Source organism: Methanobacterium sp., from assembly GCF_016217785.1.
Classification (GTDB): domain Archaea; phylum Methanobacteriota; class Methanobacteria; order Methanobacteriales; family Methanobacteriaceae; genus Methanobacterium.
The window spans coordinates 285,471-310,707 of sequence record NZ_JACRGA010000005.1; the positions used below are offsets into that span (position 1 = coordinate 285,471).

General features: G+C 40.1%; 11 protein-coding genes and 1 pseudogene. All 12 read left to right on the forward strand.

What is annotated here, in order from left to right; genetic code table 11:
* Positions 1 to 758: 758 nt before the first annotated feature.
* The 12 genes and pseudogenes from HY987_RS02840 (at position 759) to HY987_RS02895 (ending at position 25,170) form a co-directional block, all read left to right on the forward strand.
* A complete protein-coding gene (locus HY987_RS02840) occupies positions 759 to 1,280 on the forward strand; it encodes a hypothetical protein (protein ID WP_292755426.1) in 522 nt (173 codons plus the stop codon).
* Between the two features lie 142 nt (positions 1,281 to 1,422).
* The gene (locus HY987_RS02845; protein WP_292755428.1) at positions 1,423 to 2,046 is read left to right on the forward strand and encodes an ECF transporter S component; all 624 of its coding nucleotides are present in this window, start codon (positions 1,423 to 1,425) and stop codon (positions 2,044 to 2,046) included.
* Between the two features lie 14 nt (positions 2,047 to 2,060).
* On the forward strand, positions 2,061 to 2,546 hold the full coding sequence (locus tag HY987_RS02850) for a hypothetical protein (RefSeq protein WP_292755430.1): 486 nt from the start codon (positions 2,061 to 2,063) through the stop codon (positions 2,544 to 2,546).
* A 220-nt stretch (positions 2,547 to 2,766) separates the two neighbouring features.
* A pseudogene (locus tag HY987_RS02855) lies at positions 2,767 to 3,163 on the forward strand (ribbon-helix-helix protein, CopG family).
* A 326-nt stretch (positions 3,164 to 3,489) separates the two neighbouring features.
* Positions 3,490 to 7,749, forward strand: coding sequence for a cobaltochelatase subunit CobN (locus HY987_RS02860; RefSeq protein ID WP_292755432.1), 4,260 nt, complete (start codon positions 3,490 to 3,492; stop codon positions 7,747 to 7,749).
* A 307-nt stretch (positions 7,750 to 8,056) separates the two neighbouring features.
* The gene (locus HY987_RS02865; RefSeq protein WP_292755434.1) at positions 8,057 to 12,307 is read left to right on the forward strand and encodes a cobaltochelatase subunit CobN; all 4,251 of its coding nucleotides are present in this window, start codon (positions 8,057 to 8,059) and stop codon (positions 12,305 to 12,307) included.
* Positions 12,308 to 12,738: 431 nt separating this feature from the next.
* Positions 12,739 to 15,432, forward strand: coding sequence for an FmdE family protein (locus HY987_RS02870; protein WP_292755436.1), 2,694 nt, complete (start codon positions 12,739 to 12,741; stop codon positions 15,430 to 15,432).
* Positions 15,433 to 15,992: 560 nt separating this feature from the next.
* Positions 15,993 to 16,223, forward strand: coding sequence for a FeoA family protein (locus HY987_RS02875; RefSeq protein WP_292755438.1), 231 nt, complete (start codon positions 15,993 to 15,995; stop codon positions 16,221 to 16,223).
* Positions 16,220 to 16,444, forward strand: coding sequence for a FeoA family protein (locus HY987_RS02880; RefSeq protein ID WP_292755440.1), 225 nt, complete (start codon positions 16,220 to 16,222; stop codon positions 16,442 to 16,444). Before HY987_RS02875 ends, HY987_RS02880 begins: the two co-directional genes overlap by 4 nt.
* Before the next feature lie 21 nt (positions 16,445 to 16,465).
* A complete protein-coding gene (feoB, locus tag HY987_RS02885) occupies positions 16,466 to 18,643 on the forward strand; it encodes a ferrous iron transport protein B (RefSeq protein ID WP_292755443.1) in 2,178 nt (725 codons plus the stop codon).
* Between the two features lie 706 nt (positions 18,644 to 19,349).
* Positions 19,350 to 20,594: a permease gene (locus HY987_RS02890; protein WP_292755445.1), complete on the forward strand. Its 1,245-nt coding sequence runs from the start codon at positions 19,350 to 19,352 to the stop codon at positions 20,592 to 20,594.
* A gap of 376 nt (positions 20,595 to 20,970) precedes the next feature.
* Positions 20,971 to 25,170: a cobaltochelatase subunit CobN gene (locus HY987_RS02895; protein WP_292755448.1), complete on the forward strand. Its 4,200-nt coding sequence runs from the start codon at positions 20,971 to 20,973 to the stop codon at positions 25,168 to 25,170.
* Positions 25,171 to 25,237: the final 67 nt, after the last annotated feature.

Below are 25,237 nucleotides of genomic sequence, written 5' to 3' on the forward strand. Positions count from 1 at the left end.
TGGATTTGAGTAATAAAATTGATGAATTAGTATTCCTGATGAATTACCTCTGAACGCTTCTAGATTAAATGGGAAAGTTATAAAGGGCATCAGGGTGGATATGATACATTTGAGCGATTTAAATTGATAACTTAGATGCCCCTTATAAGTTTGTCCAGGAGGGATCTTGAGATCCCAACTGGAGACGTCTTGCAGGAGGAAATGGCAAGTTCATCGATTAATACAAAAACACCTTTTTACACCACTTAAGTAATACTTTATCTGGTGTTATTCGTACAATCATGGAATGGGGGATGCTTCTATTTAAGACTTTCCATTTATTTGTTATTATTACTCTTGGGGTTATGGGGAGTAACATAGCCCTACATATGAAAAATATTTGTGCGAATGTTGCTAATTTTCTTAAATTGGTTGATTTGGGTTGATTTAAATGGTTTTAGGATAAGATAATTTTTATATATTGGAACATGATCGTGTGACTTTGGAATGATATGTGGCTTTTATGAAGTTTACTTTCAAAAATAGGGTTAAAGCGATTTTAAGGGATTTAAAATTAAAAATTTTATATTTAACCTTATTTAGTTGGTTTCAAGTTATTTTAATTCATTACAGGCAATTCTATCTGAATTAAAATCAGATGAGCAATGGATCATATTTCTTAAATAATACTTTTTTAGAGATTTTCAAGAAACTTGTAATAACACAAATCATATATACTATATTACTATTATTTTTTATACAAATTTGAAGGAGATAATTTGAAGGAGATGATGTTGATTAAACTCATGAAAAAAGATGGAATTATTTTAATATTAATGATTGCAGTTTCTTTAACGCTTTGTGGGGTAGTTACAGCACATCCGGGACATGGAATTCCAATTGAAGAGACTACCGACCCGGGAACAGGTGATGGCACTGATACTGGTACTACCGACGTTGGTTCAAGTGATACATCTGGAAGTTCCCAGTCCTCAAGTTCATCTGGTTCAACTTCTTCTGGCTCTACTTCAACCAGCAGTGGTTCAAAGTCTAGCACAACTGGAGGAACTGGATCAGACCAAACAGCACCTGACACCCCGACAACTGACAACAGCAACGCCACCACTACTTCTGCAAGTGGTCCTGAAGAAGTTACCGGAAACACGGTATCAACCAACTCACCAGGCGGACCAGTGGCAATGATTGGTTTAATGATAGTAGTTGGTTTAATTGCTATGTCATTCCCTTACAAGGAAGGCAGTACTTTAAGTAAGCTACAAATGAGTCTATTTGGCAGATAAAAAACTTATTCACGTTCGAGGAGAAACCAGGGACTGAAATAAATTTTATGGGATTCTCAAGTATTATTGGATTCTCAAGTAGTTTCATCCTTCAGTTATCATCCAATCAGAATTTAAAAAAATATTAAAGGAGGTTATTACTTTGCATTTACCTGATGGCCTGTTACCATTATGGCAGGCTGCAATCTACTGGATTTTAACCATTGCCATAATGGCAGTGTACATGTACAAACTTTCTAAAACAGAAGAAAAGGAGAAAGTTATTGTTAACACTTCTATTCTCGCGGCGGTAACCATTGCTGCATCTTCCATATCCATACCCTCACCTTTCGGGGTGCCCATACACTTATTTCTGATACCCCTGGTGGCAATTATATTAGGCCCTCTAAGTGGGGTTACAGTGGCATTCTTATGTTTCATAGTACAGTTTTTCATCCTGGGAATGGGCGGCATAACTTCCTTAGGTGCTAATGTGGTAACTATGGGAATTGTGATGAGTTTTTCCACCTATTATTTCTACAAATTCACGAGAGAACTGGATGATCGGTTGAGCATATTTTCAGGAACCTTCATGGGAATCATCATGGCCACTATAGCTCAGGTTGTAATAATGTTGGTTGCAGGTGTTGCCACATTAGAGGTTTTAATGGCCACGTTGGTACCGTTTTATCTGTTTGTGGGAGTTATTGAGGGTATTATCAACATCTTCATAATCCTGTCACTATTTAAACTAAAACCGGAACTGGCAAAGGTGGAACAAATTTAAAGTGGGGTTATAAGATGACTAATCTGAAACAAATAGGAATTTTAATCCTGATAATTGCTGGGCTTATGGTGCCGGTGAGTGCCCATGGAGTGCATGTAACCACCAATGAGTCAACTATTATCATAGCTGATAACTCCACAAGTAAACTGGCCAGATCCGTGGTGGATGAAATGGGAGTTAACGTAACTGTCTATAAGTTCGCATCTGCAGATGATGTGGCCCATGAGCTGGAACACGCCCTCAATGATTCAAACAAGAAAATTCTGGCAGTGGCTTACACGGATACAGTTCAAGAATTCATAAGCCAGCATCCTGAAGTCTCTAGCCGGATTTTAGCTGTAGATGCCAATCAAAATTCCATCCAGCAGGGTTTAACCAAGTTGAATGTGGCTGGGTCTACCAGTTCCGGCTTCTTAACTCCACTGTTATCTGGTCTCTTAATTGGTTTGGTATTTGGTCTGGGAATCGGTGCTGTGTGGATGAAGAGGAAATTGGTTTAAGTGAAATATCCTATTTCAGTGGTAATATCCTTCTCTTGAGATTTTAGATTATCCTTTGACTTCAAAAGAGTTAATGGAATTTTTCTAGTAATTCTGGCTCAAGAGTACCACATTCCACTATCCTAATGCAAATTACGATCTGGACAATTACTATCTGAAACTTTCTATTAATCATGTTAATTTAGTATTCAGGAGAGATTTATAGGTGATTAGAATTAGTATGTCTTTACCCCGAAAGTTGCTTAAAGAATTCGATGAGATTCTGCATGATAGGGGTTATAATTCCAGATCTAAGGGAATTAGAGACGCTCTGGAGGATTACATAATACGTTATCAGTGAATGAATGAGATGGAAGGAGAAAGAATGGGCACGATAGCAGTAATATTCGAATATCACTACACTAGTGTCCTGAAAGATCTTGCAGATATTCAGCATGATTTCCGAGAACAGATAACTGCAGTTATGTGCACAGACATAGGTGAGAAGTACTGCCAGGAAATTATAGTGGTAAATGAATGTTAAACACATCCGCGACCTCACAGAAAAAATAAAAAGACTCAAAGGTGTAGAGCACGTCAAACTCACCAGCACAGTCAGTAAGGCAAACCCTCAATAAAAGCAGAACATAGGTCTGGGTGCATATAAACTATATTTTTCTTCCTTTCTTTTTTGGTGTAATATTTTTTTTATTTTTTTGTTCGAATTTGTTTGATCAAAAAAATTAGTTAATCATTTTGTACATTATTCTTTGATTCAAATCATCACATACTCTCTTTGTTCTGTTCCTGGTGAAATGAATATTAATTTATTCAATTTAATAATTAATTATTAATTATTACGATTTCCTTGACTTTAGCTTTAAAATAATAACATAAAATATATATGTAGTATTACTATAAGGGTTCTTGATTATCTTAAAAACATAAAAGGAGGTGAAAAAGTATGAGAAGACAAGTGACAAAACATATGATTCTACTAACAACATGCCTTGTTTTCGCATTAGTGCTATCAGGAACGGTAGCAGCAGAAGATTCACAGGGAGGTGGGCTGGACGATAGTACAACTCTTCAAAGTACTTCTGAACAATCAAATAACAACAATTCAGGTTCTTGTGAGGTTGATCCCCGGATTTATGGTGTGATTAAGGAAAATACCACACTGGCTAATGGGGCTACCATAACCATCAAGAACCCAACCACCAACGCAATAATTGCCTCTGGAACCACCAATTCCACAGGTGAATATGATATCAGTTTCATATCCAACCTCACAGAGTTCAAGGTGGAAATCGCCTACTTAACGTATAAGAATTTCACAACCACAGTGACACCAACTGGACTGCCAATACCAACTGCAAATTTGAACCATACCTTCATGCCATCCCAAATGCTAAAAACAGCTAAAATGGTTGTTGTTATTGGGGGTTATGGATTTAGTCCTCTGCAAAAAATATTGGATGCGTATAAAGAACTAAATCTGGAAGGATATTACTTTGATCTGAAAGTTTTTTATCAAGCAGATTTAGCATTTGATCCAGCTGCAAGGGAAAGATTTGCCAATGAACTAAAAACAGCCAATATATTCTTTATGACTTCCGGATTTTCTTCAACCCAACCACAATCATTTACAGAAATTACACAATTAATAGATAGTTCTCTACCCAACGATGCTACAATAGTTCAGACTGGCGCCTACTATCTTGGTTCAAGGAATAAAACAACCTATTCCTATGGATTTGGAGGTAGTTACAGTAAAACAACCATTAAAAAAGTCTTTTTGCATATTCTAAAACTCGGTGGAACAATAAGCAATTCAACAAACACCACATTTACTCCTGAAGCGGGTGAAGACCTAATGTACCATCCAGATGCCAGTACGACATTCAAAAATCTCACTGAATATATGCAATGGTACACCGCAGCAGGCAAACTAAAACCAAATGGAATATGGATTGGATTTGCATTTGATTATGTAAACATTCTGACTGGGGATCTAAAAGTTATGGATGCTATTATCCGTGACTTAGAATCAAAAGGAATTAATGTAATTCCTTTAGGCCAATGCACACCATTAAGCCACACAGGACAAGAACAGTTTGACATATACCGTGATGCTTTCTACATGAATGGCACACCCCTAATAAGTGCTCTGATTGTTCAAAGCCATTCAAGTGGAATTCCCAGAAGCATTAACATGTACAAAGAGATGAACATTCCAATTATTGGAGCAATGATGATCGGTCAGACCACCCTCGCAGATTACCTTAAAAACAGTACAGGAATAACCGGCGGATATGAACTGAACTTATGGACTATCGGCCCAGAACTCGCTGGACGTGTGGGTAATGTACTGGTCGGTGGACTGGAAGTACTTGGAGTAGACGAGATGACCGGTATGGAGATAAAACTATTTACCCCCTATCAACCCGGTGTAACTCAACTGTGTAATATGGCGATTGCCTGGGGCAATCTGAAAAAAGAAGTTAATTCTTTGAAGAAACTGGCTTTGGTCTACATTGACAACACTCACGATGAAACAATGCCCGTGGCTGCCGGTTTGAATCTTCCAGAAAGTCTCAGTAACATAATAGCAGCTCTCACAGCCAGCGGATATAACTTGGGTTCCTACGGAAACATAAATGCTACTGAACTACTGGCTCTCATTAATGATCATGGACGAAACCCACTCAATTACACTCAGAACGACTTATTAAACCTGATTCAAAAAGGAGCAATAACCATTACTAAGGAAGAGTATCTACAATGGTATTCGCAACTTCCCAGCTCCCTAAGGACACAGGTTGAAGCTGTATGGGGTCCTGCTCCTGGAAACATGATGGTTTATCAGGATAAGATTGTCATTCCAGGTATGATTCTGGGCAATGTATTCCTTGGACCGCAACCAATCTGGAAGTGGAATGGAACAATATCCAGTCTTTATGACAGTGAAAACTTACCGCCAACTCATCAGTACATAGCATTCTACCTTTGGATGCAGAATAAGTTCCAGGCCGATGCATATGTACAGGTCGGTGACCATGGTACTCTTGAGCTTCTACCTGGACACAGTCTTGGGATGACAGCTGATGACTGGCCTAACACTCTCATCGGGTACATGCCACACATCTACATCCGAAACATGGCTGGAGAAGATGCAACAGCATCCAAAAGAAGAGCATACGCATTAATAATCACTCACCTAACGCCTGCTGTGGCAAACACACAGTTATACGGCAGCCTGGGAGAAATGCACGATCTTTTAACTTCATATCAGGATGCTTATGATCGCAATGACACTGATCGGATGGCCGCATTAAAACCTCAGATACTAAACAAAGTCAACAGTGAACCCGGATTAAGTGAAAGGCTGGGAATAACTTCAACCACCAGTTTTGGGCTGGTATTTAACAAGGTGCATGACTATCTCCACACTATAATGAGTGAGGTCACAACTTATGGTTTACACACCTTTGGTGAGTTACCTGACAATGAAACACTGGAGAAATTCATTGATGCTATAATTGCCTTTGATCCTGTAAACAGAACCAGTAGAAGGGATGAAATACATAACTTACTCGTACAAAGTGCTTCTAATGAAATGAATTCATTTTTAAGTGCTTTAAGTGGGGGGTACATTGTTCCTGGAACTGCTGGAGACCCAGTACGTTCATTGGATTCATTACCTGCAGGACGAAATAAGTACACTTTCGACCCTAGAAAGGTTCCAGATGCTGCAGCTATGACAATTGGGGGTAGCACCACTGAAACCATGCTTCAGCGTTACAAGGAAACACACGGTAATAACACCTACCCTGAAACAGTGGCTGTTCCCGTTAGTGGGGGAGAGGTAATGCTCACTTATGGTCAGAGCATAGCCAGTATATTCTATTTATTAGGTGTAAAACCAGTATACAGCAGCGGCATGGTTGTAGGTGTGGACGTAATCCCATTAAGTACTCTGGGAAGACCTAGAATAGACATATTAATCCAGGCTTCATCTAGTCTACGGGATGCATGTCCAGATGTCGTTCGTTTAATTGATGAGGCCTTAGAAAAAGTAGCACTTTTAAATGAATCTACAGAATTGAATTACGTCAGAAAACACTACCTAGAAGCAATGCCTGCACTGGAAGCAGAGCTCAAGGCAGATGGGAAAAGTGATGCCGATGCTAAGGTTATGGCTGAGAGATTAGCAAGAGCAAGGATATTTGGCCTGCCACCAGGTGCTGATCCACACGGGGTGGGAGTCGCAAGACTAATGAACTCCGATTCATGGACAGAAGAGGAATTAGCAGAAACATATCTGGAATATAACTCCTATGTCTATGGGAATAACTTGGATGGAATATCAGGCACCTATGGTCGAATTATCATGGAAAAACTGCTGAAAACTGTGGACACAACGATGGTTGTAAGTCCCAGTGGTATTTCAGGGCAACACGCTTACTTTGGTTCAGCAACCATAAGTAGTGTGGTAAAATACTTAACCAACAGGGATATAGACAGCTTTATAATCGTACCTCAAGGTTCCAAGGTTTTAACCTTAAAGGAATCTATGTATGACGACTTGACCTTAACTCTGTTCAACCCCTCTTGGAGAGATGCACTCTTAAGAGAAGGTCCTTCTGGCGGTGCAACTATTGCTCTTAGGATTAGGGGTCTTTTCCGTACAGATGCTCTGAAAGATATTGTTAGCACTGCATCCTGGCAGAGAATTGCTAATGACTACTTGTTTAACAGCAACATCTTCAGTCAGTTCAGCTCTGATCAGCAGAAAATGATTGCAAATGCAATTTACCAGGCTAATCAGCGTGGTATGATGCAACTTTCATCAAGTCAGGCTGATCAGTTGTCGCAGATGTTGGGTGTGCCTGTTAATGGTATGACTACCACTACCACATCTACATCTACATCTACTGGTGGGCAATCATCGTCTGCAAGTCCTGGTTCTGTTGGCCAATCTTCTGCTGGTGTGAGTTATCAGGCCAGTTCCGCTGGTGCGAGTTCTGAGGTCTCTGCTGATACATCTGAAGCTGGTGATCAATCTGGAGGTGAAACTGGGAAATCATATGAGGTTTCCAAAGCCACTCCTCAGGGAGCGGAGGATACTCCTTGGGGTATGTATGCCATTGTTGGAATCGTTTCTGTACTAGCTCTAGCTGGTGTTGGATTCTTCTTCAAGGGCAATAAGTTTGGTCAATAAAGAGTAAAATCTTTTTCCCCTTTCTTTTTTTGGGGTAATACTATTTTTTTTTGTTCATTTTTTGTTTGTGTTTGCTGATCAGAATAATAGCTAATCATTCGGTATATCATTATTTTGATTCATATCATCACATACGGGCTTTCTTCTGTTCCTGGTGAAATGAATTTAATTCATTCAATTTAATAGTTCATGTTTAAGTATTATGATTTCAATCATTTTGGGAAGTAAGTAATAACATAAAACTTATATGTAGTATTACTACAAAGTTCTGTTGAACATATTAATAAACAAAAAGGAGGTGAAAAAGATGAGAAAACAAGTGATTTTACTAGTGACATGCTTTGTTTTCACATTAGCATTATCTGGTGCAGTAGCAGCAGAAGATTCACAGGGAGGTGGGTTGAACGATAGTACAACTCTTCAAAGTGAACAATCGAATGGTAACAGTAACGGAAGTTCTGTTGGTGATGATCCCAGGATTTATGGTGTAATCATGAATGATACCACACCAGCAAGTGGGGCTAATATAACCATCAGAAATCCTACTACTGGAGATGTTGTTGCTTTTGGAACCACCAATTCCACTGGTGAGTATGATATCAGTTTCATATCTAATCTCACCGAGTTCAATGTGAAAATATCCTACTTAACCTATCTGTATACAACCACGGTAACACCTACCGGCACACCAGTACTCACTGCAAACCTCAACTATACTTTTGTACCATCCAAAATGCTTAAGGATGTGAAGATGGTTATTTTTGTTGCAGGCAGTAGGGTGGGAGTGGTTGATAGGGTGATGAATGATGTTTACTTAAGTAGTCTGCTCCCAGAAGGATATTATTTTGATTTGAAAATATTCTCTGAGGATACATTATCCACTGATGATACGGTATTACAGAGATTTGCAGAGGAATTAAAAACATCGAACATTTTACTACTGGTCAATATAGGTACCAATACCTTCACAGCCCATTTAGCACCCTATGCCCTTCAAATGCCCGCGGGTTCCAAAGTTTACCAGATAGGTGGATCTACCGGTGTTCTCCAGGGTGTAAATGTGACATCATTGTCATATTCATCCGCGATCAATGCTAATTTAAGTCCTGAAAACATCAAAAGATCTATGCTTGCAGTGTTAAAACAGTACAATGCCGTTAGCAGCACGATTAATACCACCATAATCACATTGCCCACAGAATTTGTATATCACCCTGATACGTCAGATATATTCACTACGAGGGAAGATTATGTCAATTGGTACATCTCCGCAGGAAAATACAAAGCAGATGGGCCATGGGTAGCACTGTTATTCCATACTTGGTATTATGGTGCCAATGATCTGGCAGCTTACAATGCTTTGATTTATGCACTGGAAGAAAGAGGATGCAATGTTATAGTGCCAATTTTTTCCAACTTCATAACCACAGCCAACACATTCTTTTTGGTAAATGGAACACCAGCTATTGATGTCCTCATTACTCATTTACACAGTGGTTTAAACGACAATGCCAGTATGGCAATGTTTGAAACACTAAATGTACCTGTTTTAAGTCCAGTGCATGTGTTCCTTCAAGATACTCTTGATGGGTATTTAGAATGTAGTAATGGGCTTACTGGTAACGAGTTAACAACCTGGATAATCACTCCAGAAATAGGTGGCCGTATTGAGCCAATATTAATTGGAGGATCAAAAAGCGTGGGAGTTGACCCGGTAACTGGTGCAGATATAAAAATGTTCTATCCATATCAACCGGGCATAGACCAGCTGGCTGACCGTGCCTATGCATGGGGAAGTTTAAAAAATAAATTGAACAGTGAGAAAAAACTAGCGCTGATCTACTTCGACAACACTCATGATGAAGGTATGCCTACGGGTGGCAGTCTGAATATTGAGGCCAGTTTAACTAATATAGTTAAGACCCTGGCATCAGAAGGATACAACCTGGGATCTCTTAATGTTAACAATTTAACTCCTGAAATCTTACTGGAACTTATCAAAGATCATGGCAGCAATCTCGTAAACTACACACAACAAGATCTGGCAGATCTTATCCAGAAAGGCGCACCAACCATGACTGTGGAAAGATACCTTCAGTTATATAATGCTTTACCCGCAAAACTACGTCAGGAAGTTGAGGCAGTTTGGGGTCCAGCACCTGGAACTTTGATGATCTACAATGGTCTGATAGTGTTCCCAGGTATCATGGTGGGCAACATCTTCATGGGCCCACAGCCAATATGGAAATGGAATGGAAGTTCATCCAGCCTGGACAATGACACTCTACCTCCAACTCACCAGTACATTGCCTTTTACCTGTGGCTGCAGGATGATTTTGATGCAGATGCAGTGGTTCACACGGGTGAACACGGTACATTAGAGTTACTCCCGGGACATACTAGTGGTATGACTGCTGATGACTGGTCAAATACTCTAATTGGAGAAATGCCAAATATCTACATTTACTCTGGTGCCAATGACAACGCTAAAAGACGTGCATATGCGGTGATTATCTCTCACTTAACTCCACCTGTTGTTGAATCAACATTGTATGGTAATCTTCTGGAGATGCATGACCTCATAAATTCATATATAGAAGCCTACGATACTAACGACACACAAAGAATGAGCCTTATAAAAACTCAGATCTTGACTAAAATCAACAACGAGAATGGATTAAGTGAAAGACTTGGCATAAATTCCACAACCAACTTTGGAATAGTTATTAACCGGCTGCATGACTATCTGCATGAACTACAAGCATTACTAACTCCATACGGTCTGCATACCTTTGGAGAACTACCCGACAATGAAACACTAGAAAAGTTCATCAGTGCCATCATAGCTTTCGATCCAACCAATAGGACTGGGCAACATGATTATATCCTCAATCTGTTGAATCAGAGTGTGATTAATGAGATGACTTCCTTACTGGATGCTTTAAATGGGGGTTATATCACGCCGGGTGTTGCTGGAGATCCAGTCCGTGATCTGACATCGTTACCCACCGGAAAAAATGCCTATTCATTCGATCCAAGAAAGGTACCTGATGCATCCGCCACTGCAATAGGTAATGCAGCTATAGAATCAGTGATACAGCAATATCTAGCAGATAACAATGGAAATTTCCCAGAAACTGTTGGAACATCCATACGTGGAGGGGAAGTAATAAGCACTAATGGTGAAAGCATTGCCACAATCTTTTATTTATTGGGTGTAAAACCCGTCTATCTTAGTGGGACTGTGGTGGGAACCGAAGTTATTCCATTGGAGAATTTAACCATAACCATTAATGGTGTAACTTTCCAGAGACCAAGAATTGATGTAATGGTCAGTGCTTCAGTGAGCTTCATAAACGTATGTCCTAATATAATAGAGCTGATTGACAACGCTATCAAGCAAGTAGCTCTGTTAAACGAGTCTACTGAAATGAATTACGTGCGAAAACATTATTTGGCAATGATGGATCAATTGGAAACAGAACTATTATCACAGGGAGTAAGTCAGGCTGAGGCAGAAACTCAGGCCGAACGTCTGGCCCGAGCGAGAATATTCGGTTTACCTCCTGGTGCTGATCCTCATGCAATGGGAACTGCCCGAATTTTACGTTCTTCTGACACGTGGACTGATGATGAACTAGCAGAAGCTTACCTGGAATATGAATCATATCTCTATGGTGTGGGATTAAGCGGTATTAATGGACGTTCAGTGATGGAAAAACTGCTCATGACTGTGCAGACCACAATGGTAATAAATCCTCGTGAGACCAACGCCGCAACTGGACCAACCTACCGTGGCATAACCATGATGGAATTCATGGTCAAACGCATAACCGGTAACACCATAACCAGTTACGTTGTTAACACTGCTAATGCCAGAATTGATGGGAATACAGTAACTGGTGTAAATGTGAAAACTTTGAATGAAGCCTTGTATGACAGCATTACCCTGACTCTGTTTAATCCAGTGTGGAGAGAGGGTATGTTGAAGGAAGGTTCTGCTGGTCAACGACGTATGGCTCTAACCATCCGTACCATGTACACCTTAAACCTCAACGGTGCCATTAATTCTGCTACTTGGCAACAGATAGCAGATATGTATTTGTTTGGTCAAAATGCGCTCACTGATCCTATGGCAAGGGCAATGATTGCAGATGTACTTTACCAGGTAAATAATCGTGGTATGACTCAGCTATCATCCAGTCAGGCTGATCAGTTATCGCAGATGTTAGGAGTGCCTGTCAAGGGGCAGACCACAACTACTCCAACCTCTACTACAAGTGGACAATCAACATCCAGTCCCGGTGTTGCTGGTATCTCATCGGCAGGTGTGACTTCTCAGTCCAGTTCTGCTGGTGTGAGTTCTGAGGTCTCTGCTGATACATCTGAAGCTGGTGATCAATCTGAAGGTGAAACTGGGAAAGCATATGAGGTTTCCAAAGCCACTCCTCAGGGAGCGGAGGATACTCCTTGGGTTATGTATGCCCTTGTAGGAATCGTTTCTGTACTAGCTCTAGCTGGTGTTGGATTCTTCTTCAAGGGCAATAAGTTTGGTTAATTAAGAGTAAAAAACAATTTCTCCCCCTTTCCTTTTTTGGGGTAATTACATATTTATTTTTTATTTTTTCACCAGATTCATTTTTCATGATTTGTTTATTGTAATAACTAATTGTTTCACTACATAATTTTTCATTGTTATATTTATTAAAAATAAATTTTTTTGAGTATATGCTCTTTTTTTTAAATCTAAAAGACTTCAGAGCCTTTTCTTTTAATATGTTGATATCGTTTGAGTAATAAAAAAAGCAGTTTTAATCAAATTTTGTATGATTATACGTGTTTTTATTACGATTACTTAAAGGGTTTGGCATTTAGTAATAACATAAATCTTATATATCGTATTACGGCAATATAAGGTCGTGATGAATATATATTCGATTGAATATGTGTTCAAAAGACAAAATCAAAAACGAAAAAGGAGGTGAAAAGATGAGAAAACAAGGAGTAATACTAGTAATAGCGACTTTGATGGCACTAATTCTTTGTGGAGCAGTTTCTGCTACGGATTCATCTACTAGTGGAGGTGAAGGTAATCTTTCTGATGTAAATACTTCTGAAGTTGTTGACCCCATTCTTTGGGTGAATGTAAGTTATGAGTATGCAGATGATAAGATTAACCCTGAAATTGAAGTAACAGATTCCAATAATGACAGTGTAGCTTTTGACAAGACAAAGTATTCCGATACGCTCTACAAGTTGAACTTCACTTATGAGGGTGTTGTTAATGGAACTCTTTTCAACGTGAAAATAAGCGCTCCAGGTTACATTAACCAGACTCAAAAAATGGCAGTTAATCAGGCAGGCACAGATCCAGAGTTCGTTGGAATTGCAACCTTCAACCTGCAAGCCACCGAGAACTACAAACTGGGTCGAGAAGTCACTGCGGCTGCAGACAAGTTACTAGACTTTGCAAGTGCAGATGACGTCCTATGCATAACCACTGCTGGTTTGGCTTACCGAAATGGCACCACCACTGAAGACTGTTTGGAAGGTGTTTTAAATGGTTCACACGGTGAGATTAGTTATGGTCAGGGCAACCTCTTGACATTCCAATCAATCCGAACCGATCCTGTTGATTTCTGTTTCATTGTAAGGAATGGAAGTGAGTTAACTGCAGCGTTCTTCAAAAACGGCACATTAACCCCAGCTTATCTGGGAACTTTCTCTGCCATTGACCAGACATTATGGGAAAATACATTAGTCCCAGTCTTAGGTGACAACGCCTTTGGTTACGTTAGTATTGCCAACGCATGGAAAAAAGGACTCTCTACTGATATACTGAGGCAGGCTGCCTACCACGGTCATGTCTGTTTAGGTACCATCGGTGGACAGGCCATGGTAAGTCTTCTTCTCAAATATTTCCCACCCGGAATATATGGGGATGATGGGGAATTAGAAGCAACCAGTTACAGGGCTATAGGTGTCCCCGGTAATTCAGATGATGATGCATTTGGCTATTCTCTGGATTTAACAACAGGAAAACGTTCATACGTTGGATACTTTACTGCTGAAGACAGTGTGGTCGGATTCATCCGATGGTGTGCATCGACCAATCTGGGAACCCTCATAATAATGAAATTCAATGAAGACACTGTTACTCAGTTGTTCAAACAAGAAACAGGTATAACTGCGTATTCTGGAATAGCTGCAGAGTTATTGTTTAATTCATGGTTAATAGACAAATTAGAAAACGACCCAGACTCCCTGGCGGAGATAATATTAGTTTTCGAAAATATAACCCCTGCAATTCACAACAACCTGACTGGAGGGGTGGACTCTAAGAATGTGGTCACAGATGCCCTTGGATTAGACATGGACTACATACTGGGTCTGGGCCTAACTAACGTCGCAGAACAAAGAGTTGCCACCAACTACACCACTGGAAACTTAACTCAGGAGCAGATCAAACAGATCGGAATAGACGCTGCTAATATGGCAATTGCACTATTTGCCGCAGATGGGATCACTTTAGAGATAGATAATTCTAAACTCACTGTCTTCACTTCTGCCGGTTACGTTCGTGTCAATGGACAGGTGGTGGACATGACCATGGATGGTCTTTACCAGATCCTTGGATCCCGCCTCAGCCGAGCAACCCTACTTCCAGTACACACCGCTAGATACAATCAGTTGTACTTCCAGTTCAGTTTCGAAAATGCCAACAGAACTGTGACCACTAAAACCATTTACTACGATCCAGAATCAGGAAATCTCACTGCGAAAAACGAATCAGCATGCAACATAGAACAGGTAATCCTCTACGATCCACCCTACGATGCATTAATGGCCTGGTTATGGCACAACCATGTCTGTGGTGGTAGCGCTCCAGGATACTATATCACCAACTACATCTACGACAACTTCCCTATTGGAGAAAACGAAAGCTACTCTTATATAGGCACTTCTATCAGCTGTAGAGATGATATATATTCTTACCTCTTAGGAATTTCTCCAGGAGAAGGATCATACCTAAGTCAGAGAATGACCACTGATTCAAATGGTAAAACTATTGGAATTCTCTCAATCTATGACAGCGAAACCGACACAACCCGAATAATCGTTTTAGAATACAACGGTCCAATATTCAAAGAGGGTTCCAACATCTATGAAGAATGGATACGGATTTACAAAGGAGATTATTCGTCACCAAACTTGCTTTCTGGGCCATCGGTGGTAATAACGAAAGACACATACACAAATGGTCGCGGAGCCTGGAATAACCTGGGTTCTGGGGGTGATGGTGATGTTATAGGTGCTGCTATGTCCTTAGCTAACCTTAGCAGGGCGGATGTTATCCGTATGCGTGGTGGTTCACAGACTGGTGGATCAACTTCGGGAACTGGATTAATCAGTTCATCCAATGGAAGTGGAACTGGTTTAAGTGGATTATCTAACGGGTCTAATGCTTCCGGCGTTAATGTCAGTGCAGCCACTGTAACTAACTCAACCACTAGTTCTGTTGGAACTCAACCTGGTGAAGCAAAAGCCTACGAAGTTACTCAAGCCAGTGCAGAAGGTTCAGAAGGAACTCCATGGGGGCTTTATGCCATTGTTGGAGTGATAGCTGTTCTAGTGTTAGGTGGAGTTGGATTTTTCTTCAAAGGCAATCTGTTTGGTAGATAAAAAACCTTTTCCCATTTTTTTCTTTTTTTTACAATTAATGAATTAATTCCCAAAGAAATAAGAAAAAATAATAATTATTTAGAAAATAAATATTTCTCCTGATGGTGATTTAACTATTTTTAAGGATTTTTAGGACTATACTAAAATTAAAAGATATTAAGGCAGTTTTTTATTGATTAGTTCATTTAACTCACATAATAACTAATTTCATTCACTAGTATGTGGTGAATAAGTGGGTAGTTAGGGTTATTGTCAGGTTCATCTGGGGAGCTGGTTTATTTCTGAGAAAAACTTCCAAGGTAAATCTAATTCCCATTCTTTTTTATTTTTTTTATCTACTTTTCGTTAATTTATTTAATACTAATTATACTTGCTTTAAATTGATTAACAAACCATTTTTGCCCATAACACCCCTTAGGGGAAGAACTAAGGAATTTAAATATCTCCATGGAAACATTTATATACAATAAATAAGTTAGGTATACCTAACAAAGTTAGGTTATCCTAAAAAATTAGGGGTTACCTTTGTAATTTTCAAACCATTAGGAGAGTAACATAAAATGATTAAATCGTTAAATAATCTTAAACAAGGCGAGACTGGGGTAATAACAGCCTTTAAAGGTAAAGGTAAAATTAGAAAACATTTAATGGAAATGGGTCTTGTTAGAGGGTCTGATATTAAAGTGGAAAGAGTAGCACCCCTGGGAGATCCAATTGAAGTTAAAATCAAAGGGTATTCTCTTTCACTGAGAAAAGAAGATGCAAAACAAATCGAGATTGAGATACCATGATGAGCTTAGCAATGGCCGGAGAAAACGAAAATCTGAAAATCGTCCAGGTATGGCACGGGGGTAAATTCAAAAAGAAACTCTCGGAGATGGGGTTATACAAGGATTCTCAGATCAAGGTCATAAAAAATGATATTCCCGGACCATTAATTGTGGATGTCAAAGGTTCACGACTCATCATTGGACGAGGACAGGCACAGAAGATTATGGTCGAAGGTAGTTAATGAATTGTCAAGGTTTTTAAAATGGATAAAATAAGAATTGCCCTGGCAGGGAACCCCAATGTTGGAAAAAGTACTCTTTTCAACCGTTGGACTGGCATGAGGCAACATGTTGGCAACTGGCCGGGTAAAACTGTTGAAAAAAAGGAAGGAACATTCCAGTACAACCATCAGGAAATAGAAGTGGTTGATCTTCCCGGAAACTACAGTCTGACTGCCTACTCTGCTGAGGAAGTGGTTTCCAGGGATTACATTGTGGATGAAAAGCCAGATGTTATTGTTAATGTTATTGATGCGGCCAATATAGAAAGAAATCTTTATTTAACTGTTCAAATGATGGAATTAGGGGCGAATCTGGTTCTGGCACTTAACATGAATAAATTTGCCCGGGAAAAAGGACTGAAAATTAATAAAAAACAGCTTTCAGAACTTTTAGGAGTACCAGTAATTGAAATTGAAGCAGTTGATGACACTGGAAGTGATGAGCTACTGGAAAACATAGCGAAGGTTTCCAAATCACCCAACATTGTTCTGGACCGCTTGGAGTATGGTAATGAAGTATCTGAACATATCCAGCAAATTGAAGAAATCATTAACCAGGACATCTCAGGAGACCGGGATATACCCATGTTTGATGCACCTACTAGCTGGATTGCCCTTAAATTGCTGGAAGATGATCCAGAAATCATAAAAAAAATTGAAGAATCAGGGAAAGGACAGAGAGTACTGGGGAATGTTAAAAAGATCCAGAAACATTTCAACGATGTTTTTGGTGATGATGCCGATGCTGCTATAACTGATGCCAGATACGGTTTCATAGCAGGACTGGTCTCAGAATCAGTTAAAAAACCTAAAATTGATAAAATCACCAGATCTGATTTAATAGACCGGATTGTGACCCACAAATATCTGGGAATACCCATATTCCTCCTTATAATGTGGCTCACATTCCAGATAACATTCACCCTTGGTGACCCATTGGGGGGTTACATTGAACAGGGATTTGCATGGCTGGGGGAAACAATAGCCGCCAGCATGGGTGAAGGGTTCTTGACCTCCTTCATTGTAGATGGAATAATTGGTGGTGTGGGCGGGGTGCTGGTATTCGTACCCATAATCTTCATACTATTCCTGGTACTCAGTGTTTTAGAAGACAGTGGATACCTGGCCAGAGCAGCATTTGTAATGGACCGGTTCATGCACAAACTGGTGGGTTTACACGGAAAATCATTCATACCCATGATACTCGGTTTTGGATGTGCCGTGCCTGGAATAATGGCCACCAGAACACTTGAAAATGAGAGGGATAGATTCCTAACCATGTTAATAGTTCCTTTCATGTCCTGCAGTGCAAGACTGCCTGTTTATGCTCTTTTAGCAGCAGCATTCTTCTCAGCATACCAGGGATGGGTCATATTCTCACTTTACATCGTGGGAATAGTGGTGGCAATCATAATGGCCGCAATATTCAAGAAAACCATATTTAAGGGAATGTCAGCGCCCTTTGTCATGGAACTCCCTCCCTACCGAATACCAACTGCTAAAGGTGCCATCATCCACATGTGGGAAAGAGGAGTACTCTTCCTGAAAAAGGCAGGTACCCTAATTTTAGCATTATCTGTGGTGATTTGGGCCCTTAGTAGCCTACCAGTGGGAGTGGAGTACGCATCTCAGGAAAGTATCACCGGACAGATAGGAACCACATTAGCTCCGGTATTTGCACCCCTTGGGTTTGGCCAGTGGCAGGCCACTGTAGCCATAATATACGGATTCCTGGCCAAGGAGGTGGTGGTAAGTACATTTGGTATCCTCTACGGTGTGGGAGATGAAGGATCTGGTGGAACTACAACTGAAGAATCAGTAAATCCAGAATTTACTGGTGAACCCGCTTCATCTGAACAGGCATCTGCTGAAGCTTCTGCTGGATCTGCATCCGGTGAAGAAAAAGCTGCTGAAGAAGAAAAAGCGCCTGAAGAAGACCCTGGCTTTATCTCAGCAATACAGGAATTGTTTACACCACTATCTGCGTATGCCTACATGGTATTCATCCTGTTGTACATACCATGTCTGGCTACACTGGCCACCATAAGAAGGGAAACCAATTCCTGGAAATGGCCTGCATTTGCAGCAGGATACACCTTTGTGGTGGCATATGTAGTTTCACTGGTTGTGTATCAGGGAGGATTACTCCTGGGATTCTAAAGATACGGTGAATAAGAATCATGAATAAATAGTAAGGAGGTGATTTAATGAGTTGTAGATGTGGAATTCGTGGTAAGAGTTGTAAAGAAGATAAGAATATCGAATCTTCCAACGAAGATTCAAATCGGGAAAAAGACAAATAAACCCCTTTTCCCATTTAAAGTTCAGTTAATTATCAATTAGGGGCGTCTATAATAGTCTATAATAACATCATCCTCCTCGCATGTAAAAAACCTCTTAGTTGCCCCTATTGTTTACCTTTTTTTAATTCAAGCTAATTTCTTTTTATAAATTTTAACTAAATTTTCAAATCCCTCCTAAAAAATTGGAGATTCTATTAACTATTAGGAGATTATATAATGAAATGTAAAATTTGTGGTTATGTCTTTGATGAAAATAAAAAAACAATCACATGCCAGGGATGCCCCACCCATAATTGTAAGATGGTGAGATGTCCTAACTGTGGATTTGAACACTTACCCAAGAGAAAAACTGAGTCAAAATTATTTAAACTTTTTAAAATGGTTTTTAGTCTGGGGAAAAATTAATATTAATGTTTATTGAGCTTATCTTCACTTGTATTCATTTGTTCAACTACCAGTTTACCAAATAAATAAGGTAATGGGATATAATGGGTCTAACATAAATTAGGTATAATCCAATTGATGAGTACATACCCCCGCAGCTTTCTTTAACCGGTGAATTCATGAGCTTCATTGTCAGTTTCCTGCAATTTTTTTATCAGATACTCCTTGAAAATTCATTTTTTATTTTGTTAGGTTTCTTGCTGGCGGGGTTCATTCACATCCTTTTTCCCTCCCATTTACTGGAACGGCTTGTTGGAACTTCAACTGTGGGTGGAATATTGAAGGGGATACTCATTGGTTTACCTCTCCCTATATGTGCCTGTGGTATTGTACCGGCAGCCATAGCCTTAAAAGATAAGGGAATCCGGGATTCAGTTGCAGCATCATTTTTGGTTTCAACATCCGGGTTCAGTGTAAGTTCCATTGTACCCTCCTATTCCTTTTTGGGCCTACCTTTAACACTCATGCGACCCATGGTAGCCGCAATTTCAGGTGTAACTGCAGGGGTTCTGGTACACTTATTTGGAGGTGATGATCAAACGAATCAAACAAATAATGTGGTTCAAACAGATCTTAATCCTCAAACAGATTCTAGTGGCTTTAACAATTCTAATAATTCACATTGCCCCATTGCCAGTCTGGATGGTGGGTACTGTGGTGGTTGTAACCAGGAGCTTCTTGATTTTGAGGGCACGGTTGCAGATAATCCTACTGGTTTGAAAAAAGAACCTTCCGAGTCCATTGATCGTACAGATGAAATATATGATAAACTTAAAGAAGCTCTTAGATATTCTTTTAAAGACACATTCCCTGAAATTTCAACCTCACTTTTAATCGGACTTCTTTTAGCTGCGTTGATGGGCGCTTTGATGAATATGGGGATGCCCTGGGACTTTTTAAGGACCTTCGCATCCGATCCAGTTTTATCTCTCTTTATATTGTTGCTAGTGGCAATCCCCATTTACGTCTGCCCAACAGCTTCCATTCCCCTTGCACTGGCATTTGTTTTTATGGGATTCACACCCGGAAGCATACTGGTCTTTATCTATGTTGGTCCTGCCACTAACATGGCTGCAATGTCAATGATACTAAGTAAATTCAAAAAAAGATTCTTCACCATCTACTTGTCATCCATTGTGGTGGTGTCTCTTATTGTGGGTTACATAATCAATTTATTCAGTAATTTTTTCCTGCAGGCAATTACCAGCACTGATCTGAACCTGTACACGGGATTCATTCCATTTTCAGCCAAATTTTTATCTGCAGCTCTACTGGTAGTACTGATGGTTTATGGGATTTATCGGACCAAAGTTTCCAAGAGAATCAGTGTAAAAAAGCAAGAAACCCAGTTGATAAAAAAATGAGGGATTAGTTAGGGATAGGCTTTTTGTTAGGGAATAGACTTTTTGTTATTTAATTAATTATTTTTTCTAAAATTATAAAAAAGAATCCCTCTGTTTTTTTGTATTATAAAATTAGATTCAAGGGACCTATCTGGTTTTAGGTCCCTCAATTTTTGGCACCTTTAGGAAAACTAAGGAGGTTTACTGGACCCTATTGGTGTCATTTTTGTAGGTGTATGGATTGTCAACCATTACCTTGGACCTCCTATTATATAAACTTTACTTGATCTTTTTTCAATTATTATGGAAAAATATATATTAAAGAATACTTTATTAATTTTCAAGCATTATTGAATTTATCAATTTTGCTTATAAAAAACAAAAAGGAGGTGAAATATTGAGAAAACAAACAATTTTACTAGTAACGACAATTGTTTTCGCATTGCTTTTGTGTGGAGCGGTATCAGCAGAAGATTCACAGGGAGGTGAAATTACAGTTCAAAATACAGGTTCTGGTAATAATTCCAGTGACTTACCAAACATTGCCATTGTAAGCAGTTACCCCAATAATGTGATTACAGTAAACAACGTATCCACAGATCCAGAGATTTCTAGCAAAGTTAACGTAACAGCCTACTCTGGCCGTACAGTTGATAATTTGACATCTAACAGTTATAACTTGAGTAATTATAATGTAATTGTTTTAGAAAATCTCATAGCATCAGTTATGGATGCTATAACGCCCACAGTTCTGGAAGCCAGAAGTAAAGGGGCTTATGTCATTGCAATTGGAGACTCAACAATGGCCTACAACCTACACAACGTGAACCTTCAAGACACCCAGTATTCAGACCTATCTAAATATTTCCAGTATCCATCAGCAACAAACTTCAAACAGATGCTCCTGTTTTTGGGAGTTAAATTCTGCAACGTTACAGCAACAGTACAAGCCCCAGTAACCAGGCCCGTGGAAGGAATATACCATCCAGACGCACCGGAAATTTACAGTAATCTAACGGATTATCTTGCGTGGTATACTTCAACTTCAACAGGTCACTACACTTACAATTCTTCCAATCCAACTGTGGGAATTATAACATCCAAATACACTGACATGGACCGGGATTCTCCATTAATAAATGCACTGGTGCGATCATTTGAATCAAACAACGTGAATGTCATTGTGGGAACCTATGTATCTGCCAATCGAAATTCCATCAACTACTTTATAAAAGACGGAGTCTCCTTTGTCGATGCCCTGATTGTAATATCCATGGGAGCAACCTTGAACTCTCAAAATCAATCTCTGGGTATAGAGGACCTGAAGAAACTCAATGTAACGGTGATTAATGGGATCAGATTGTTCAATTCCAATGTTTCAGCATGGGAAGAAAGTTCCATTGGAGTTCCTACATCAGAACTTTACCAGATAGCCTATGCAGAATCAGATGGTATTATCGAACCCATTGTTATCAGTGCCAAGGAAACAAACCCTGAAACAGGTAAACAATACAACCAACCCATAGATTATCAGATAGCATGGTTAACTCAGCGAACCATTTCCTGGATGCAACTACGTCGTACAGATAACTGGCAGAAGAAAATTGTTATCACCTACTACAGTGAAGGAGGAGGAAAGGCCAATGTCGGTGCAGATATCGATTACTACCTGGACACACCAGCCAGTCTGGCCAAACTCCTGGTAGCACTCAAGGAAAGAGGGTACAATGTTGGAGATAGTCCATTACCCACTGCCACTGAACTTGCAACATTAATGGCACAGGTAGGTAGTAACGTTGGAACCTGGGCTCCCGGTGAACTAGAAAAAAGGGTGCAAAACGGTAGTGTGATACTCATACCAGGAAGTCTCTACATGCAATGGTTCAGTGAACTTTCTGCAGATAAACAGGCGGAAATGATAGAACAATGGGGACTGGCACCAGGTAAAATAATGGTTTATGAGAATGCAACTGGAAAGTACATTGTCATCCCTAAAATTCAGTACGGTAACATTATACTGGTACCTGAACCGGTCTGGGGATGGTTGCAGGATAACTCTACCTTGTACAACACTGGAACTCTGCCACCAACCCATGACTGCCTTGCATTTTACTTCTGGATGAACAAAGTCTACCATGCAGATGCCATATTCTCCATTTTCAGTATAGTAGAACTGATGCCTGGTAAACAGGTTGGACTATCTGCACATGATTGGGGAGCAATCCTCTTACAGGACATGCCCATAATCCACGTATTACCAATGGATGCTGAAGGGATCTTTGACAGACGACGGGCCAACATGCTCATTGTTGACTTCATGACCCCCATACTCATTCCATCGGGATTATACGGAGATTTAGCAGATTTAGACCAGGACATAAATCTTTACAACTCAGTAGATGAAACCCTGAAAAGAGGATATAAAGAGGACATTATCAACAAAACCAAAAGTTTAGGCATAGATCAGGCTTTAGGTGTAAATCTTGATAATGTATCCAGTGACACTTCTCTGTTTGAAGCATTTTTAGGGTCACTGAAAACCTATCTACAGGACTTGAAAACTACCTACATGCCCTATGGTTCTCACATACTCGGTGAAACACCAAACGGTACCGATCCTTTAAATGGAACGGCTCTGGTGGCCATGGTGGAGGCAATGTTGGGAGATGAGTATAAAGATGAAGTTGCAGCGGTAAATCCAGCAGAAGGTCTTACAACCGCATTGCTCAGCGAAGTTTTAATTAACAATCTGACTCCAGAAGCTGCACAGAATAAGGTTCTGGGAACAGTATTGGATGAGGTTACCAAATATCTGAACTTAGCCTTAAATTATGCCAGTAGGATAGCAGACTGTAACTATGAAATAACCAGAATCCTGGATGCACTGGAAGGTAAATACATTCTACCTGGTAAAAATGGTGATCCTGTACGAAACCCAGATGCTTTACCAACTGGAAGAAATCTCTATACCTTTGATTCACGTATCGTGCCAACTGAAAATGCCTGGGATGCAGGTATTGAACTGGCCAATCAACTGGTAAATGAGCAACTCCAGAAGACTGGAAGTTACCCTCAGAAGGTGGCATTTGTACTCTGGTCTGTGGAAACATCCCGACATCAGGGTATAATGGAATCTGAAATATTCTACCTATTAGGAGTAAAACTGGTAAGGGATTCAAAAGGTCGTGTGAAGGATGTTGAACTCATTGACTCTACAACACTGGGACGGCCCAGAATCGATGTGGTAATTACAATATCTGGACTGTATCGTGACATGTATTCCGACCTCGTAAAATTACTGGATAAAGCAGTACGATTAGCTGCACAGGCAAATGATACAACAACTTATTCCAACTACGTTAAAGAACACTCCGAAGCAATCTACCAGTCACTTCTCAGTGAAGGTTACAGTGAAGCTGAAGCTCGAAGTCTTTCCATGTCTCGAGTATTTTCTGAACCATCTGGTGCTTACACCCCGGGAATTCAGGAGGTGATACCGGCCAGTGAAACCTGGAACAGTACCGATGAAGTGGCAGACTTCTACTTAGATCGTATGAGCTATGTATATGGAAACGATGGATGGGGTCAAAAGTCAAGCAGTTTATTCCAGAAAGTCCTTAACGGCGTGGAAATATGCCAGTTCAGCAGATCTTCCAATGTTTACGGTGTACTGGATCATCCTATGGTTGCAGCCTACCTGGGCGGATTGGGGATGGCAATTGCCAGAGTTTCCGGGAAATATCCTGAGTTGTACATAAACAACTTAAGAGAATCCGGAGATTACAAAATCGAAACATTAAGCCAGTTCTTCAACCGTGACCTTCTAACCAGATACCTGAATCCTACTTGGATCAGTGGTATGCAGGGACACGGGCAGGATGGAACACGCTACATGGATACCTTCATTGAAGACTTATGGATGTGGCAGGTAACAACACCCGGTCTCGTGACTGAAGATACATGGAACATGGTTTACGAGACCTATATCCTGGATAAGAACAATCTCGGTTTAAAAGAGTACTTCAATACCAACAATCCTTACGCCAAACAATCCATGCTGGCAAGGATGGTGGAAACAATAAGAAAAGGCTACTGGAATCCATCAGCAGAAGTCAAAACTGCTCTCATCAATGAATTCATTCAGAGTGTGAATACATATGGTGTAACTTGCTGCCACCACACCTGTGGAAATCTGGTGTTAAACCAGATGATGGTTACTGGCTCATCCCTGAGCATGGAACAGCTTCAACAGTATGCTGCAGCTTTTGCAAGTACCACTGGTCAGAGTTTGAATCTGGGAACACCGGGATCCACACCACAATCAGCCAGTGCACAGTCAACCAGTGGGGCATCCTCTTCAGTTGGTGATTCATCTGGCAGTGAAGCTGCTACTAAGAGTGGGTCACAGAGTTCATCCACATCCCAATCAGCATCGGAAACTGCCGGCACTGATGGTACTTCCAAGTCCTATGAAGTATCAGAGAATAGTTCTGCCTCACCTCAATCCAGCATGCCAATAGTTGCAATTGTGGGCGTTTTAATATTGGTAGGTCTGGTAGGATTTGGTTACTTCAGGGGAACGATATTTAAAAAATAAAAGATTTTTACCCCTTTTTCTTCTTTTTTTTGGGTGTAAATTAACATGATTTCGGAACATGATTTGG

Excerpts from the sequence above, each read along its gene's own strand:
- HY987_RS02850 (WP_292755430.1), top strand. The coding sequence starts at position 2,061 with ATGACTAATCTGAAACAAATAGGAATTTTAATCCTGATAATTGCTGGG.
- HY987_RS02860 (WP_292755432.1), top strand. The coding sequence starts at position 3,490 with ATGAGAAGACAAGTGACAAAACATATGATTCTACTAACAACATGCCTT.
- HY987_RS02865 (WP_292755434.1), top strand. The coding sequence starts at position 8,057 with ATGAGAAAACAAGTGATTTTACTAGTGACATGCTTTGTTTTCACATTA.
- HY987_RS02870 (WP_292755436.1), top strand. The coding sequence starts at position 12,739 with ATGAGAAAACAAGGAGTAATACTAGTAATAGCGACTTTGATGGCACTA.
- HY987_RS02875 (WP_292755438.1), top strand. The coding sequence starts at position 15,993 with ATGATTAAATCGTTAAATAATCTTAAACAAGGCGAGACTGGGGTAATA.
- HY987_RS02880 (WP_292755440.1), top strand. The coding sequence starts at position 16,220 with ATGATGAGCTTAGCAATGGCCGGAGAAAACGAAAATCTGAAAATCGTC.
- feoB (WP_292755443.1), top strand. The coding sequence starts at position 16,466 with ATGGATAAAATAAGAATTGCCCTGGCAGGGAACCCCAATGTTGGAAAA.
- HY987_RS02890 (WP_292755445.1), top strand. The coding sequence starts at position 19,350 with ATGAGCTTCATTGTCAGTTTCCTGCAATTTTTTTATCAGATACTCCTT.